Below are 15,646 nucleotides of genomic sequence, written 5' to 3'. Positions count from 1 at the left end.
ATGAATAAAAAAATTAAATGGTTTCAATCCATTCACTTTAAGATACCAATGCTGTTTATTTTTCTGCTATTGGTATCTTTACAAATTATTGGGGCGTATTTTATTCGCCAGCTCGAAACAGAATTGATTAATAACTTTGATAATCAGATGAGTTTGAATATCCGTTTTTTGGAAAACTCGCTAACACCAATCTTGGAGGATGAAGACCAAGATACAACGGAGAGTTTAATCCAAAATATCCTGCGTGATTATATCGGTGGGGATTTTTTGGAAATTCAAGTCGTTGATGATCAAGGTTATATTTTGGGTACAAATGACCAGACGAGACAAGCGGTGGTGGGCCTAAAGTCAACTGACCGTGATGTTCAACAAGCACTCTTGTTGGAAAGTAATCGTAAATACCAATACTTGGATGAAGATAAAAACAGCCGAGTATTAAAAAATGTTTCACCAATTTTCTCATCCAGTAACTCTGGTGAAATTATTGGTGTTGTTATGATGGAATCAAATATTGAAACGGTCTACTCACAAATTCGTGATGTCGTGACCATTTTCTTAAATGCCTCCTTCTTTGCTATTGCTATTACCATTACCTTGGCCTTTGTTATATCGAGAGGGATTACCAAACCTATTTCAGAAATGAGAAGCCAAACCATGAGTATTGCTCAAGGTGATTATTCGGGCAAGGTTCGCATTTACGGAGATGACGAGTTGGGTCAGTTGGCAGATACCATTAATGACTTGTCCTTAAAGGTAAGGGATGCCCAAGAAACAACCGAATCAGAACGTCAACGCTTGGATAGTGTTTTGAAACATATGTCTGATGGGGTTATTGCAACTGATCGTCGTGGTAAGGTTATGATTATTAATAATCGTGCATCGGAATTGCTAGGCTTGCCCCAAGAAGATGCTGTCGGTAAGTCAATTATGAAGGTATTGAAATTAGGAAGGGAGTTTACTTTCCGTCAATTACTAGAAACTAAGGAAGAACTCATTCTTCATATTCCTGAAGAAGAAGAGAAAGATGAGAGTATCCTCCAAGGTGAATTCTCCATTATCCAGCGTGAAACAGGCTTTATTAGCGGCTTAGTCTGCGTTCTAACGGATATTACCGAGCAAGAAAAAGTGGAACAAGAACGTCGTAACTTCGTATCCAATGTTTCTCATGAACTGCGGACACCACTAACCAGTGTAAAGAGTTATACGGAAGCCTTGCAAGATGGTTTTTGGAAAGATGAAGATGTGGCGCCGAACTTCCTGCAAGTTATTTCAACTGAAACCGACCGGATGATTCGGATGGTAACCGATTTACTTCATCTATCCAGAATGGACCAAGGAAATATGCAGCTAGAGCTAGAATACGTAAGTATGAACGACCTCTTTACGCATATTTTGGACCGCTTTGACATGATGTTGCTATCTGAAGCTTACCGAGAGAAGAACTATAAAATTGTTAGAGACTTTACCCAACGGACATTGTGGGTAGAGATTGACCAAGATAAAATAACACAAGTGATTGATAATATTATGAATAATGCCATTAAATATTCGCCAGACGGTGGCTCTGTGACCTGTCGGTTGATGGAAACCCATAACAGTGTTGTTCTTAGCGTGACGGATGAAGGAATGGGTATTCCACCTAAAGACTTGAACCACATCTTTGAACGCTTCTATCGGGTTGATAAGGCGCGTGCTCGGTCAATGGGAGGAACTGGTTTAGGATTGGCTATTTCTAGAGAAGTTCTTGGTCTCCATGGTGGCCGTATTTGGGCAACGAGTGTGGAAAATAAAGGGTCAACCTTCTTTATTTCCTTGCCGTATGAATCATTTGACGATGAGGAGGAGTGGGAATGAAACAAACTGAATCAAATCGAGTGACAATCCTCCTGTATGGTATGGTTGTGTTGAGTTTGATTTTAACGTGGCGAATACTCAGTGTGCCATCTAATAATTCGAGTATGCAGACGATTAGCACGACTCAACTATCAACCTCAACCGCAACATCGGTAAAAAATATTGAAGATATTTTCGCCCCTTATCAAATGTTGGTTCATACGAGCTCGAGTACCTTTATCACACAAAATGAAACAGTGGTCGGTCAAGCCAATGACTTTTTAGCCAAATGGAAAATGAGCAGCCCGCGTTTTGAATCAGTTTATTCTGATGAGCTGTTCCGTGAATTGGTGTTAGAGCTAAATAAAGTTGAAATTAAGTTTCCTGCTTCAATTCTTTTGGGATTAATTTCCCGTTATTTTGAAAATCTATCTGAAGATATGTATGGTGAAACCATTTCCCGGATTTTGATTCCTACTGATAAATCGGAATCAATTTATTTAGTAGATGACCACAATAAACATGTGTATACAGCTAGAAGACCTGAAACAGCGATGGATGATTTAGTTGCTATTTATATGGAAAATAAAAATTCCTTTGCTTTAGCAGATGCCTTTGGTTTTGAAAATGGCATTAAATTCTTACCGCGTGATTCCTTTGAATTAAAACGCATTGTTTATCTTGTTGAAAAGCAGCCCAACAGTTTTTTCATTAACGAGTTATTTGATGATACGACTGAGTTGCGGGATGACAGTAGTGAATTTTATACAGCTTACAGTGATAATATTTCCAAGCTACAAATTCATAAGGAAACCGGTATTCTCTCTTATTTGAGAAATAGCTTGGATCAAGTGGAGAGCTCCTCATACCAACAGATTCGTGACAGTTTCCATGCCTTAAAATTTATTGATACGTGGACACGTGTCACTTATTTTAATGGCTATGATGAAGAAAGTGGTGAGATTACTTACTACCGCTATATGAATGGTTATCCGATTATGAATAGCTCTGACCGTGGTTTAATTAGAATAACGATGTCTAATACGCGTCCTGTTGAAATTCAATATCCAACTGAAGTGATTCAAACACCTTTAGAAGACCGAGAAGAGTTAGTTGTGTTACCTAGTGGCGTTGATGTTATTGATCGTTTGACAAAGGCAGGCTACCTATTTAATGACATCCAATCAGTCCGTGTAGGTTACGGGTGGAAGAGCAGTGAGGAAAGTAGTCGGATTGCCGAATTAACGCCCGCCTGGTATGTCAAAATGAATGATACTTGGCGGACAGTTGATGCGTGGCTGAAGTCGTTAGAGGAAGGTGAAAACGTTGGATTATAAACGAATACAAACCACCTTAATCATCGTTTTCTCTATTTTAAATATCTATTTAATTACCGTTTTACTGGAAAAAAACGATGAGCTTAATTTCGGTGATCCCAGTACCTCGGTAAACTTGGAAGAAGGGATGCGGAATGATAGTATCCAAGCCGATGAACTCAGCAATGTGCAGCAGCAAATACCCGTCATCAAAACCGAAAAAGATAATTATTTAGAAGAAAACATGAAAAATTTGTCTAATCAGACGACTCAAATGGAAGATGGCAAGCTAATCAGTGTGCTGACCGAAGCCATTGAGTTAGATATGGCTGGTGCAGGAACGATACTAGACAAACTAGCCCCTCTGTTGAAATTTATGTCAGATGGTAATGTTTTAAAGGCTGAAGAGTATACGTATTTTTCTTACCAACCAATCAACCAACGGATTATTTTTGTGCAAAAGCATAACAACATTCCCATTACAGATGGGACAGCTTCATTGATTTTCTACATTAATTCAGATGGTGAAGTGAGTTCCTATGACCAGACACATGTTGGTGCTTCAGAAGCACAAGGGAAGGACCGGACTGTTATTTCAGAAAAGGCAGCGATTGAATCGCTCTATTTGAACAATCAGATTCCGAATAATTCTAAGGTGACTAATATTACCTTATCTTATTTCCAAACCTTAAATTTGAATGACATGAATATTTACAGCCCAATGTGGTATGTAGAGATTGTCCGTGAAAATATACCGATTCAAATCAAACGTGTGGATGCTTTAACGGGAAGTGTGATTACTGCGCCTGTTATGGTAGAACCTGAAGCCGATCCAGCTTCTCAAAGCTCAAATGGAGCAGAGGTGTCGGAGGCAGACGTGGCAGATGGATTCCAGAATTTAAAAGCCATTGAAGCCTTTATGAATGAAACCATGATTGATGTGGAAGCAGCAAACGAACGGGTTTATATTGAAAGAGATGAATAAAGAAGGAGAGGCTGAGAGGCCTCTTTTTTTTATAGACTAGGGGGATTATAAGTTCAGCCATCAATGTCTAGCTCCCAAGTCCTGGCCTACTGAAAAAAAGATAAATTTGCCCCATTGCGCGCTTCGCTGCTCATTCAGGGTCAAATTTCCTATTTTTTCATAGGCCAAGGCGGACTTGTCCGCTTTTCTTAAGAATTAAGATCTTCTTACTGATTTTTCTCTTCAGATGCGTTAAACTAGTGAAGACATTGGAGGGAATGTAAGTGATAGAGTTAGATCAAACAAATCAATTTCGTGTGAGTATGTTGGCTAGTGGTAGTTCGGGCAACTGCACTTATATTGAAACACCAGAAAGAAAAATACTCGTTGACTGCGGATTAAGCGGTAAAAAAATTCAACAACTGATGGCAGGGATTGGACGAGACCTGGCTGATGTCGATAGTATTTTAGTGACACATGAACACCGCGACCACGTTCACGGCCTAGGTGTTTTAGCACGAAAATATGATATTGATATCTATGCCAATGAAGCCACTTGGCGCGCCATGCCAGATGCAGTTGGGAAAATAAAAGTCGAACAAAAGCATATCTTTGAAATGGGCGAAGTTATGACACTCGGTGACGTTGATATTCAAAGCTTTGGCGTCTCTCATGATGCAGCAGCGCCTCAATTTTATTCATTCCATTATGAAAACAAACAGTTTGCCATGCTGACCGATACAGGTTATGTCAGTGATCGTTTGCGAGCATTATTACGTAACGCTGACGCTTACTTGATTGAAAGCAATCATGATTTGGAACTCCTTCGCATGGGAAGGTATCCATGGTCCCTCAAACAACGTATACTCGGAGATGAAGGTCACTTATCGAATGATGACGGTGCACTTGCGGTGGCAGAAATGCTGGGGGATAAGACCAAACGGATTTACCTTGGTCACCTGAGCCGTGATAATAATATTAAACAGTTGGCACACGAAACGGCAGTTGGTATTCTAGGTTCAAAAGGCCTGGGTGTCAACGAGGCTTTTCACGTTTACGATACAGATCCAGACCAACCAACAGAACTTTTTACAGTGTAAGCAAGCAGGAGAGGCTCCTAATAGGCCTAACTCCTGCTTTTTTGCTATAATAAGAGGTAAGAGAGAATAAAAATACCTAAATTCTTCATATTTTTTTCAAAAAGAAAATCTATAATTTCTTTGAGAAGATAACTAAGAGGATGTGAGCATATGGACAAGAATGAATGGGAAAACAAAGATCCAGAAGATGTATTTAGAACGGAAGAACAAGAAGCAGAATTTGAAGAAGTGACAGATAAAAAAGAGGAAAGGAGAGAGCGAATGAGACAGCAACAAACCAGTCGTCAACCGCAACAAGAGCCAAAGATAAAAAAACAGTCCACCATTAAAAGTGGTATTTTTGGAGGGTTAATTGGGGGAGCTACAGTTGCGTTACTGGGTACGGGCGTACTAGTAGGCAGTGGCATTGTAGACCTTAATCAAACTGGGCAAACACCCACAGAATCGACAACGATCGTTGATGAAGAGACGGGCGTTAAAACAACTACCATTAATGTGGATGTGCAAACAGGTACGACACAAGCAGTAGAGACTGTTCAAGAAGCGGTTGTATCGGTTATTAATTTGGTCGAAAGTTCAGGCAATTTATTTGGTTTTACGATTCCACAATCTGAAACAGCTGAAAGTGACCTGGTGACTAATGGAACAGGTAGTGGGGTTGTCTACAAAGTTGAAGGCGATTTGGCCTATGTGGTAACTAATAATCACGTGATTGATGGTGCCGACGCACTCGAAGTCATGATGAAAGATGGTACTAAAAAAGAAGCCCAAGTAGTCGGTAGCGACGTCTGGACTGACTTGGCTGTTTTGACGATTCCAGCTGAAGATATTGGCGTGCTTGCTGAGTTCGGAAACTCTGATAACTTGAATGTTGGCGAGCCAGCTATTGCGATTGGTTCACCACTCGGAACAGAATTTGCAACATCGGTTACACAAGGGATTATTTCTGCAACAGAACGGACGGTTGAAACGGATATTGACGGCGACGGCGTAGTCGATTGGGACGTAACAGCTATTCAAACCGATGCATCCATTAACCCAGGGAACTCTGGTGGTGCCTTGATTAACATTACCGGACAAGTCATTGGAATCAACTCAATGAAGATTGCTGATTCCAATGTTGAAGGAATGGGCTTTGCCATTCCAAGTAATGATGTTGTTCATATTATTAGCGAGTTGGAACAACATGGTGAAGTCATCCGTCCTGTTCTAGGTGTTAGCATGCTAGACTTGACGCAAGTTTCTGTTTCTCAACAACAAGCTATTCTGAAAGTGCCAGCTGACGTGACGTCAGGTGTTGTCGTTGCTGATGTTCAACCAGTTTCTGCCGCAGAAGCAGCAGGGATTGAGCAATACGATATTATTGTTGAGATTGCCGGCGAAGAAGTTAATAACATGGTTGAGCTGAGAAAAGTTCTCTATAGTTTAGAAGTTGGTAGCACAGTCAGCATTTCCTTCTACCGAGATGGCGAATTGCAGACACTGGATGTCACCCTGACCGATGGACAAGCCCGACTTTAATTAAAGGATTCAATAAGCAGGTTGAGATACACTCAGCCTGCTTATTTTTTATGCCTCATGTGCGATACAGCTCGTAAAAATGAGCTGTATCTACTATTTAAAAATAGTCATGTCAAAAATCAGCCTAGTTCATTATAATAATAGAAAGAGGTGACCATTTTGCAGACATATACATTGGCGATTTGTGAGAATGAGTTGATTCAAGCCAAATTTATTCAAAAAATATTAGCAGACTATGCGGCCGAGCGTGGTATTCAGTTTCATTTACCTATTTTTGAAAGTGCGGAAGCATTTTTATTTGAATACGCAGAAAATAAGGCTGTCGATTTACTTTTTCTCGATATTCAAATGGAAGAGCTGGATGGTGTTGCTTTAGCCGAAAAAATTCGCGAGACAGTAGACCAATTAAAAATTGTCTTTATTACCGGAATGACAGAACGTATCGGCGAAGGCTACCGTGTTTCTGCTAGCGACTTTTTAATTAAACCCGTCAAAAAAGACCAGCTTTATGCCGTATTGGATCGGGTGCTGACGACCATCCCCAAGGAAGAAGCGGTTATCATTTTACCGATTGAGGATGAACAAGTAAAACTCCCACTATCTAGCCTAATTTGTGCAGAAATCGTCGGTAAAGAACTAGTCATAACCACCACAACTAGCACTTATAGCCTTAAAACAAGTATGCAGGATTTTATGAAGCAGTTAGACAACAAGCAATTTATTCAAACAAACCGAAACTGGCTAATTAACTGCCAGCATATTGAACGTGTAAAAAAGTCAGAAGTAATCATGGCTAATGAGCTGGTCATTCCGATTTCGAGAAGGAACTCAAAAGACGTGGCTCAAGCCTTCATTTCTTACTTTAGGAAGGATGCCCAATGACTAAAATAGAACTTATTTTAATGCTACTTGTTGTGCTCCTGATTGTATTAACGATAACCCTTTATTTTCTTCAGAAAAAACGCCAAGAGCAGTTGGTCGAAACGCAAACCGATATGCTTAAACAGCATGCAGAAGAAGTTGAAAATATTTATCGGCAGATGAGGGGCTGGCGCCACGACTATAAGAATCATATCCAGTCGATGAAGGCCTATTTAGAACTAGATCAATTACCCCAATTGGAGAATTATTTAGCTGATTTGGATGAAGATCTAGTAACTATTGATTTATCCATTCGTACGGGCAACGTTATGGCAGATGCGATTTTAAATAGTAAGTTATCCCTCGCTGAAGCGCGCGACATTCAATTAAATGTCACTGCCGAAATCCCTTCAAATTTAGCTGTTAGTAATGTGGATTTAGGGGTGTTGATTGGTAATTTGCTGTCCAATGCGATAGAAGGCTGTTTGACCATTGAAGATGCGGACGAACGCTTTATCCGGGTTTATATTACGGTGATGAAACAGCAACTCTATATTTCTGTTACCAATAGTATGAATCAAGTGTTGAAAAAAATAGCTGGTGGTTATTCAACAACAAAAACAGGTAAAGAGCACGGTTTTGGCTTAAAGAGAATTGATCAAACAGCGAAAAAATATAACGGTTATGTCAATCGCCAGCATGAAGAAGGCGTGTTTGCGACAGAGATTCTTTTACCCCTTTAACCACTCATACCCAAAAAATGACCGTTCAAGGTCATTTTTTAATTTAAGCGAGAATTGTTGGTAAACTATAGCAGAGGTGAGAGAAATGGAAGAAACACAAACATATTCTGTTTTACAAAATGTGACTTACTTATATAAAAAAATGTGGCGGGAAGGGCCTAAACATATTATTAGCTTCGTTTTGAGAGCTATTGCCGATATGTTACTGCCACTATTAACATCAGCAACTATTGCCCTAATCATTTCGATTGTCAGTGGTAACCAAAGCTGGAATCAGGCACAACTTATTTTTTACGCCTTACTTGCTTTAACGGCTGTTTGTATGATTATTTCAGAGACGATGAGCAATTATGAAAATTCAGGCGGGAACATGTTTCGAGTTTCGAACATGATGGGACTTAGTCGCAAGTTATTGTATTTGCCTTTCCAAAAATTAGAGCAACCTGAAAATATCAGTAAGCTTCAAAAGGCAGGCGAGCCTACTCAGAATAATAATGGTGCTTTCCAAAAAATATTTACGGTATCCTATCATTTTTTAAGAGATAGTTTAGGATTGCTTATTTATGGCTATTTAATTGGGCAACTTCATCCGCTCATTATTGCGGTTATCACGATTTTCTCGCTCCTAATGTACGGCTATAGTTTAGGCACTAACCGCCTATCAGAATCAATTAGACGCCAACAAGCACCTTTATCAAAGAAAACCAAATACCTTGTAGACCATACAGGTGATTTTAAAGCAGTTAAAGATATGCGACTGTTTCATATGGAAAGTTGGTTTGAGGATGAGTTTCAACGGATTTATGCGGCTCGTTTTTCACTGATGAGTCAGTTAGTGAAACGTCAATTTAAGGGAACGCTATTATCCTCTTTATTTGGCATGATTCGTGACGCATTAGCTTATTGGTTATTGATTAATCAAGTGATTGATGGCAGTTTGTCTGTCGCTAGTTTTTCCTTTTACATTGGGATTATTGCTAGCATCTCACAGTGGACAAATGGCTTGTTTATTGACTTAGCGGACTTTCGCCATCTTAGCAGTGAAGTTCAAGACTACCGTGATTTTATGGAGCTAGATTTAGTTCAATCGACTGGCGACCGTAAGACAGATGATTTAAGCTTGCCGATTGACATTGAATTTCGTCAGGTTTGCTACCGTTATCCTAATGCCGACCGCGATACCATTCATGATTTGAACCTAAAAATTACAGCAGGCGAAAAAGTAGGCTTAGTCGGTGTGAATGGCGCAGGTAAAACAACTATTATTATGATGTTATGCGGTTTGTACCAACCGACTTCTGGGGAAATACTAATCAATGGCATTCCGCAACAAGAGTTTGATCAAGACAGCTACCTCGATCTTTTTTCAGCTGTATTTCAGGATTATTTTGAACTACCGATTACGATTGAAGAAACGATCCAACAAGCGAAAACAAAATATAGTCTATCTTATGAAGAAGCTGTCGAGCAAGCTGGTATGGCGGAGATTTTGGCTAAATTACCATTAGGCGGGAAAACGCCACTAGTGAAGCGCGTCCATCCAAAAGCTGTTGATTTATCAGGCGGTCAAAAGCAACGACTACAGCTCGCTCGTGCGTTGTACAAACAATCACCCGTTTTGATTTTGGATGAGCCAACAGCTGCGCTTGATCCTGTTGCTGAAAATGAGATTTACTTGGCTTATAACGCTATTTCTCAAAATAAAACATCTCTCTTTATTTCACATCGCCTTTCTTCAACGCGGTTCTGTGACCGGATTGTGTATCTAGAAAACGGCAGTATTTATGAAGAGGGCAGCCACCAAGAGCTACTAGCTAAAAAAGGAAAATATGCAGATATGTACCAAGTCCAAAGTCAATACTATCAAGAAGAATGGGAGGGAAAAGTAAATGACTCAATCACTACTGCTTAATAAAAAAGGAATTGCGCTTATGCATCAATTAGAACCCAAATTACTGTGGGTAAGTGTGTCACAGGGAGCGCTAGAAGCAATCATTCCTTTCCTACCATTCTTTTTTACAAGCCGAATTTTAGACTTACTTATGACCGGCCAGTTTAATCAGCGCTTGCTGGCTTATGTTGTGGCAGCCTTACTGATTAATTTTGTCGTCTCAGCCATCGCTAATGGCTTAGCTCACACCAGAGAGAGTTTAATTTACCGTGCGATGGACAAAAAAGAAATGCTATTGAATAAAAAGATGATTCATATGGACTACCAATTTGTTGAAGATATCGCTGTTCAAGAGAAACTAAGTAGCATTCGAATGAACGAAATGACGGGTGGTATCGGGATGTTTCGCCTGTTTGGCTCGACCAAGGATATGGTTAAACACACCATTACCATTTTAATTGGTCTGCTATTCATCATCCCTTTAATCCGATCACAGTCAACGATCCAACGCTTTTTTATCAATGTCGATTCACCATGGTTGATCGTCTTGTTCTTTTTAAGTCTTATTGGCTTTATTATGATTGTGCTATACGTTAACAAATGGTCGCTTGAACGATTTAATAACTTTATTCAAGATGGCGTTCAAATTAACAATTTAATGGGTGCCATTTATCCCATTCTCAATAATTTCAGGTCAGGAAAAGAAATTAGAATGTACCATCAAGGCCCGATTTATGACTCTTTTTTCAAAAAAAGTGAATATCAAGTGGAAAAAACCATGGGTGACATCAATCAAACGGTGAACAGAGTTAGCGTCATTTCAGTTGTTTTATCCTATTTGATTCTGTCATTCACTTACCTATGGATTATAGGCAAAACCTTAAACGGCGCAATTTCAACGGGCGCTGTCATCCAATATACAGGCGCTTCAAGCTTGTTAATTCGTGAAATGCCAGCCTTCTTAGAAAAACTAACCGAATTTATTAATAATTCAGTTGGGCTAGAACAATTATTTGATTTCTTAGACATGAAGAGTACGCGCCACCAAGGGACACTCCCTGTTGAAAAACGCTTAGACAATCAGTACACACTAGAAGCAAGAAATGTTTCCTTTAAATACCCAGGCACCGATCAATTTATTTTAAAAGATATCAATCTCAGTTTATCTGCCGGCGAAAAGTTAGCGATTGTGGGGATGAATGGATCTGGAAAGACAACCTTTATCAAACTGATTTGTCGCTTGTATGACCCAACAGAAGGGCAAATTCTACTCAATGGCATTGATATTCGAAAATACAATGAGCAAGAATATTTGTCGTTACTATCGGTTGTTTTCCAGGATTTCCATTTATACGGCTTTAAGTTAGGGGAGAATGTCGCTGCAAGTAGCGAGATAGATGAAGACCGCATCGTGACTTCTCTAAACCATTCTGGTTTCTCTAAACGACTTGCTTCATTGAAGGATGGCCTCAAAACCTATCTATACAAAGAATACGATGAAAATGGGATTGAGGTATCCGGTGGCGAAGCACAAAAAATTGCAATGGCGAGAGCTATTTATAAACAAGCACCGATCGTTATTTTAGACGAGCCAACAGCAGCCTTAGATCCCTTGTCTGAATATGAAATGTATACACGCTTTGCGGATGTAACGGGCAGTCGAACAACTATTTATATTTCTCACCGATTATCCAGTTGTCGTTTCTGTGATAGCATTGCTGTTTTTGACGAAGGTAGATTGGTTCAATTAGGTTCCCATCAAGAGCTTGTTCGCCAATCCGAAGGGAAATATTATGACTTGTGGCAGGCACAAGCCCAATATTATCAAAAAGATGAAACAGGCCAAGTTCAAGAAATAGTGATTTAATGAAGATCAACTAAAGCGTCGAGCTTATCTCGGCGCTCTTTTTTTGGAAATAAAGATGAAAGTCAAAAATTGTGGATAAAAACTGGGGAAAAATAAATCTCTTGTCGATAAGTCAGAAGAAAGGTGTTAAACCGTCCTTTTTTAGATAGAGACTTATCCACACTTATCCACAGTTTGTGGGGATAACTTTAATGTGATTGTGAAAAAAAGACTACAAAAGCATCTAAATAAGGATTTTAATTGTGAATCTGTTGTGTTGATAAGTAGGCGAATTGTCCAGTTAACAATTTTTTTACAAAACCTACATTTAGTCTTAACAATTCAAAAAGCACTAAATATGGGAGCGAACATGTGTACATGTGGATAACTTTTGTGGATAAGCTGTGATATGAGTGTCAATACTTGGGATAACTTCTAAAATTAAGAAAGAAAAACGAAATAGAGAGAAAAAATAAAGAGATAATTCCAAAAAACGCATCTTTCAAAGAGTGCTTGTTGTAGACTCATGGAAAATGCGAATTACTTAAATGTAAACATTAAAATCAAGGCTGAAAATATATTTGAAATGCTGTGCATAACCCAACTAGGAAGATAGGAATTATTTATCAAGGAAAGAGGGTTGTAAAAAAGAAGACTTTAGCTGATAAGTTATTTTTATCAAGGAAAGTGTCCACTTTAATCGGTATCTTTATCTGATAAAAAACAAAGTTGGGACAAATCGAGCTATTCAGATGGTCTTCTCCGGGCTCTTAACAAAGCAAGCAAATCCATTCGTATCAAAAATTGTAAAGCCAATACTTTTAAGCACACTAACTTTATTTGACAGAGAATCTTTTTTCGCAAAAAAAGAGTTCAATTCACAATTGAATTGAACTCAAGATTTTTAAGAAGTTTTTCCTTGGATTAATTTAACAGCTAGCTCGTAATTGTTCGCTAAAGGTTTATCAGGCGATTGGATTCGTTGAAGTAACAGGTCCACTAGTAAATCAGCGAAATCACTTATCGGTTGAGCGATTGTTGATAAGTATGGAAAGTAATTCTGAATAAACTTCGTGCCATCATAGCCAATAATTTTCATTTCTTCAGGAACATTGATATCCAATTCTTGGCAGAGATTATAGACAAGGATAGCAGTAAGGTCATCTGTACAGAAGATACTGTCAATATCTTCTGTCTCTAGAATACGTTTGATTTCAAGATTTTTAAGGATTGTTGATCGCGCTTTTGTATGGAACTGAAAAATATGGGAATCTATATTTTTTTCTTCTAAAAATGATAAATATCCATTTAATCGCTGGTTTGTAGGAGAGTCTGACTCTTGACTACCTGTCAAAATCGCTATTTTACGAGCGCCATGGAGATAAAGGTTCTCTGTAGCTAAATAGCCTCCGCGAAAATTATCACTACCGATAATTGGAATTCCGTCTGCAAGATAACGGTCAAAAGAAACAATCGGCAGTCCAATATTTTCATATTCTGTAATGCCTAAATTATGAGCACCAGCAATGATTCCATCTACTTTGTTAGCAGAAAGCATGTTAATGTAGCTTCGTTCTTTTTCTTTATTATTTGCACTGTCGCATAGAATCGTTTTATAACCTAATTCAAAAAGTTTGGTTTCAATTTTTTCAACTAACTCTCCATAAAATGGATTGGCAACAGTAGGAAAAATTAAACCGATTAATTGAGTATTCTTTCCTTGCAAAGAGCGTGCCAAGGAATTCGGTTGATAATTTAATTCTTTCATAGCGGCTTGGACTTTATCAATCGTTTTTTGGCTGAGTGAACCGTAATTATTAATCACACGTGAGACGGTAGTTGGAGAGACACCAGCTTTTTTTGCCACGTCTGTTAACTTGATTGTCATTGATTTCTGTCTCTCATTTCGTTGAACGCAAGGTCCATAATTTACCGGAAAATGAACTTTGGCTGCCAGATAGCAAAATATCATTTTTTGATTCTTTAGGAAACACACGAGCAGTAGCGGTTTTTTCTCCATCATTTATAAAAATTTCAACGACCGACGAGTCAACAAATACTCGCAATGAAAGCGGCCCTTGTGGAATGGAGAATTCTCGTTGATTACCATACTCTTCACCAAAACTGATTCCAACATTTTCTCGGTTGATTATCATTGTACCACGCTCGGTATCAAAAGAAAGTTCTAATCCTGTATTTTCTTTTTGGTCTGCTAACAGTGTCAGTTTTCCTTTTGCACCTTGTTCGAACTCTATATTCAGTTCATATTGATTTTCTATTGAAGTGCTGATTGCTTGTGGTTCAGCATGAAGCTGTCCGTGCAGCTTGTATTCTTTTTCTCGCAAATCTTTCGTTTCAGCAACAGGATTTTGAAAAAGCATACCGTCCTTAATGGTTAACTCTTTTGTGAGACTTAAACAATGAGCCCAGCCTTCACGATCAGTTGGATAAGTAATCTCCGGTAATCCAATCCAGCTAACTGCTAGAGCCCGTCCGTCCGGAGCGTTAAAGGCTTGAGTTGCATAGACATCAAACCCTTCATCCAGATTTTTTAAACTGCTAGGATTGGTTAAACGGTTATTCTCTGAATCGAACTCGTTAGCGACTACGTACGTATTCGGATAGATATTTTGATACGGTAAAATTTCTTTTTCCAAGCCCTGAGGACAGAAAAGGAGCAAAGCTTTTCCATCAACGAATACTAGATTCGGACATTCAACCATAAAGCCCATTTGATGCTCAGAGAAATCCAGCTCTCCTTGTAATTCCCAATTTTGTAAATCTGTACTCATATATGTCAAAACTTTTCCTTCCAGTGCTTCGTTTTGAGCACCGATTACCATAAAATATTTATTTTGATAAACAAAAATTTGTGGATCACGAAAATGTTGTGTATATCCTTTTGGAGGCTGTTCTATTAATGGTAGCTGTACTTTTTCGATTTGATTGTTTTGATCCATCCATGCTCCCATTTGATAAGAGAATCGATTCCAATCGTTGTCTCGAACATTGCCTGTATAAGCTAAAAAAAGTCGATCGTCTAGTGGAAACGCAGAACCTGAATAGACACCATGGCTGTCGTATGGACTATCAGGGAGCAAGTCAGCTCCTTCTTTTTGCCAATCGATTAAATTAGTGGAAGTAAGATGAAACCATGATTTCAGTCCATGGACAGCTCCCATTGGATAGGATTGGTAAAATAGATGCCATTTTCCATTAAAAAAGGAAAAGCCATTTGGATCGTTTAATAATCCAGTTTCTGGTTGAACGTGATAATTTAAGCGCCATTTCGATTGAGATACTTGCTTCTTTAGTTGTTTTATATAATCCTCGGGCCATTTGTCGTAATGTTGATAGCGTAACTCTGTTGTCCAATTTTTAATAAGAGTCATAAAATTACTCCTTTTCGTAAGCGTATTCTTGCCCACATCATACATTTTTCAAAGCAAATTGTCAAACGTATAACAATGCAAAAGTTATAATATCAGTGTTAGTAGTTAATTTATTTTTATTCTAAAAATATTTTGATAAACGTTTGACATTCTTGTTTTAGCATGTAATACTATTGATG

11 protein-coding genes are annotated in these 15,646 nt (G+C 38.7%); 9 read left to right on the top strand and 2 right to left on the bottom strand.

Going from position 1 to position 15,646, the window contains the following annotated elements; genetic code table 11:
- From walK to G7057_RS04105, 9 genes are all read left to right on the top strand, one after another.
- Complete coding sequence (walK, locus tag G7057_RS04145; RefSeq protein WP_166161566.1) at positions 1-1,854, top strand: cell wall metabolism sensor histidine kinase WalK; 1,854 nt, start codon at positions 1-3, stop codon at positions 1,852-1,854.
- Positions 1,851-3,170, top strand: a complete 1,320-nt coding sequence (locus tag G7057_RS04140) for a YycH family regulatory protein (RefSeq protein ID WP_166161564.1) — start codon at positions 1,851-1,853, stop codon at positions 3,168-3,170. Before walK ends, G7057_RS04140 begins: the two co-directional genes overlap by 4 nt.
- Positions 3,160-4,134, top strand: a complete 975-nt coding sequence (locus G7057_RS04135; protein WP_166161562.1) for a two-component system regulatory protein YycI — start codon at positions 3,160-3,162, stop codon at positions 4,132-4,134. Before G7057_RS04140 ends, G7057_RS04135 begins: the two co-directional genes overlap by 11 nt.
- A gap of 302 nt (positions 4,135-4,436) precedes the next feature.
- Positions 4,437-5,213: an MBL fold metallo-hydrolase gene (locus tag G7057_RS04130; protein ID WP_166164066.1), complete on the top strand. Its 777-nt coding sequence runs from the start codon at positions 4,437-4,439 to the stop codon at positions 5,211-5,213.
- Between the two features lie 150 nt (positions 5,214-5,363).
- Positions 5,364-6,734 (top strand): S1C family serine protease, encoded by a 1,371-nt coding sequence (locus G7057_RS04125; RefSeq protein WP_166161560.1) that lies wholly within the window; start codon positions 5,364-5,366, stop codon positions 6,732-6,734.
- A 159-nt stretch (positions 6,735-6,893) separates the two neighbouring features.
- Positions 6,894-7,616, top strand: coding sequence for a LytR/AlgR family response regulator transcription factor (locus G7057_RS04120; RefSeq protein ID WP_166161557.1), 723 nt, complete (start codon positions 6,894-6,896; stop codon positions 7,614-7,616).
- Positions 7,613-8,338, top strand: coding sequence for a sensor histidine kinase (locus tag G7057_RS04115; RefSeq protein WP_227004655.1), 726 nt, complete (start codon positions 7,613-7,615; stop codon positions 8,336-8,338). Before G7057_RS04120 ends, G7057_RS04115 begins: the two co-directional genes overlap by 4 nt.
- Before the next feature lie 85 nt (positions 8,339-8,423).
- A complete protein-coding gene (locus tag G7057_RS04110; RefSeq protein ID WP_166161555.1) occupies positions 8,424-10,250 on the top strand; it encodes an ABC transporter ATP-binding protein in 1,827 nt (608 codons plus the stop codon).
- A complete protein-coding gene (locus G7057_RS04105; RefSeq protein ID WP_166161553.1) occupies positions 10,228-12,096 on the top strand; it encodes an ABC transporter ATP-binding protein in 1,869 nt (622 codons plus the stop codon). The genes G7057_RS04110 and G7057_RS04105 overlap by 23 nt, the downstream gene beginning before the upstream one ends.
- A gap of 883 nt (positions 12,097-12,979) precedes the next feature.
- On the opposite strand, the gene G7057_RS04100 is transcribed toward G7057_RS04105, so the two are convergent.
- A complete protein-coding gene (locus G7057_RS04100) occupies positions 12,980-13,963 on the bottom strand; it encodes a LacI family DNA-binding transcriptional regulator (RefSeq protein ID WP_076768281.1) in 984 nt (327 codons plus the stop codon).
- 13 nt (positions 13,964-13,976) lie between these two features.
- Positions 13,977-15,467, bottom strand: a complete 1,491-nt coding sequence (locus tag G7057_RS04095; RefSeq protein ID WP_166161551.1) for a sucrose-6-phosphate hydrolase — start codon at positions 15,465-15,467, stop codon at positions 13,977-13,979.
- Between the last annotated feature and the right edge of the window lie 179 nt (positions 15,468-15,646).

The organism is Jeotgalibaca arthritidis, from assembly GCF_011100465.1.
In the GTDB taxonomy this organism is placed as follows: Bacteria; Bacillota; Bacilli; order Lactobacillales; family Aerococcaceae; genus Jeotgalibaca; species Jeotgalibaca arthritidis.
The sequence above is the reverse complement of the archived record's forward strand: the minus strand, read 5'-3'. Positions and strand labels throughout refer to the sequence as shown.

Excerpts from the sequence above, each read along its gene's own strand:
- walK (WP_166161566.1), top strand. The coding sequence starts at position 1 with ATGAATAAAAAAATTAAATGGTTTCAATCCATTCACTTTAAGATACCA.
- G7057_RS04140 (WP_166161564.1), top strand. The coding sequence starts at position 1,851 with ATGAAACAAACTGAATCAAATCGAGTGACAATCCTCCTGTATGGTATG.
- G7057_RS04130 (WP_166164066.1), top strand. The coding sequence starts at position 4,437 with ATGTTGGCTAGTGGTAGTTCGGGCAACTGCACTTATATTGAAACACCA.
- G7057_RS04125 (WP_166161560.1), top strand. The coding sequence starts at position 5,364 with ATGGACAAGAATGAATGGGAAAACAAAGATCCAGAAGATGTATTTAGA.
- G7057_RS04115 (WP_227004655.1), top strand. The coding sequence starts at position 7,613 with ATGACTAAAATAGAACTTATTTTAATGCTACTTGTTGTGCTCCTGATT.
- G7057_RS04110 (WP_166161555.1), top strand. The coding sequence starts at position 8,424 with ATGGAAGAAACACAAACATATTCTGTTTTACAAAATGTGACTTACTTA.
- G7057_RS04105 (WP_166161553.1), top strand. The coding sequence starts at position 10,228 with ATGACTCAATCACTACTGCTTAATAAAAAAGGAATTGCGCTTATGCAT.
- G7057_RS04100 (WP_076768281.1), bottom strand. The coding sequence starts at position 13,963 with ATGACAATCAAGTTAACAGACGTGGCAAAAAAAGCTGGTGTCTCTCCA.
- G7057_RS04095 (WP_166161551.1), bottom strand. The coding sequence starts at position 15,467 with ATGACTCTTATTAAAAATTGGACAACAGAGTTACGCTATCAACATTAC.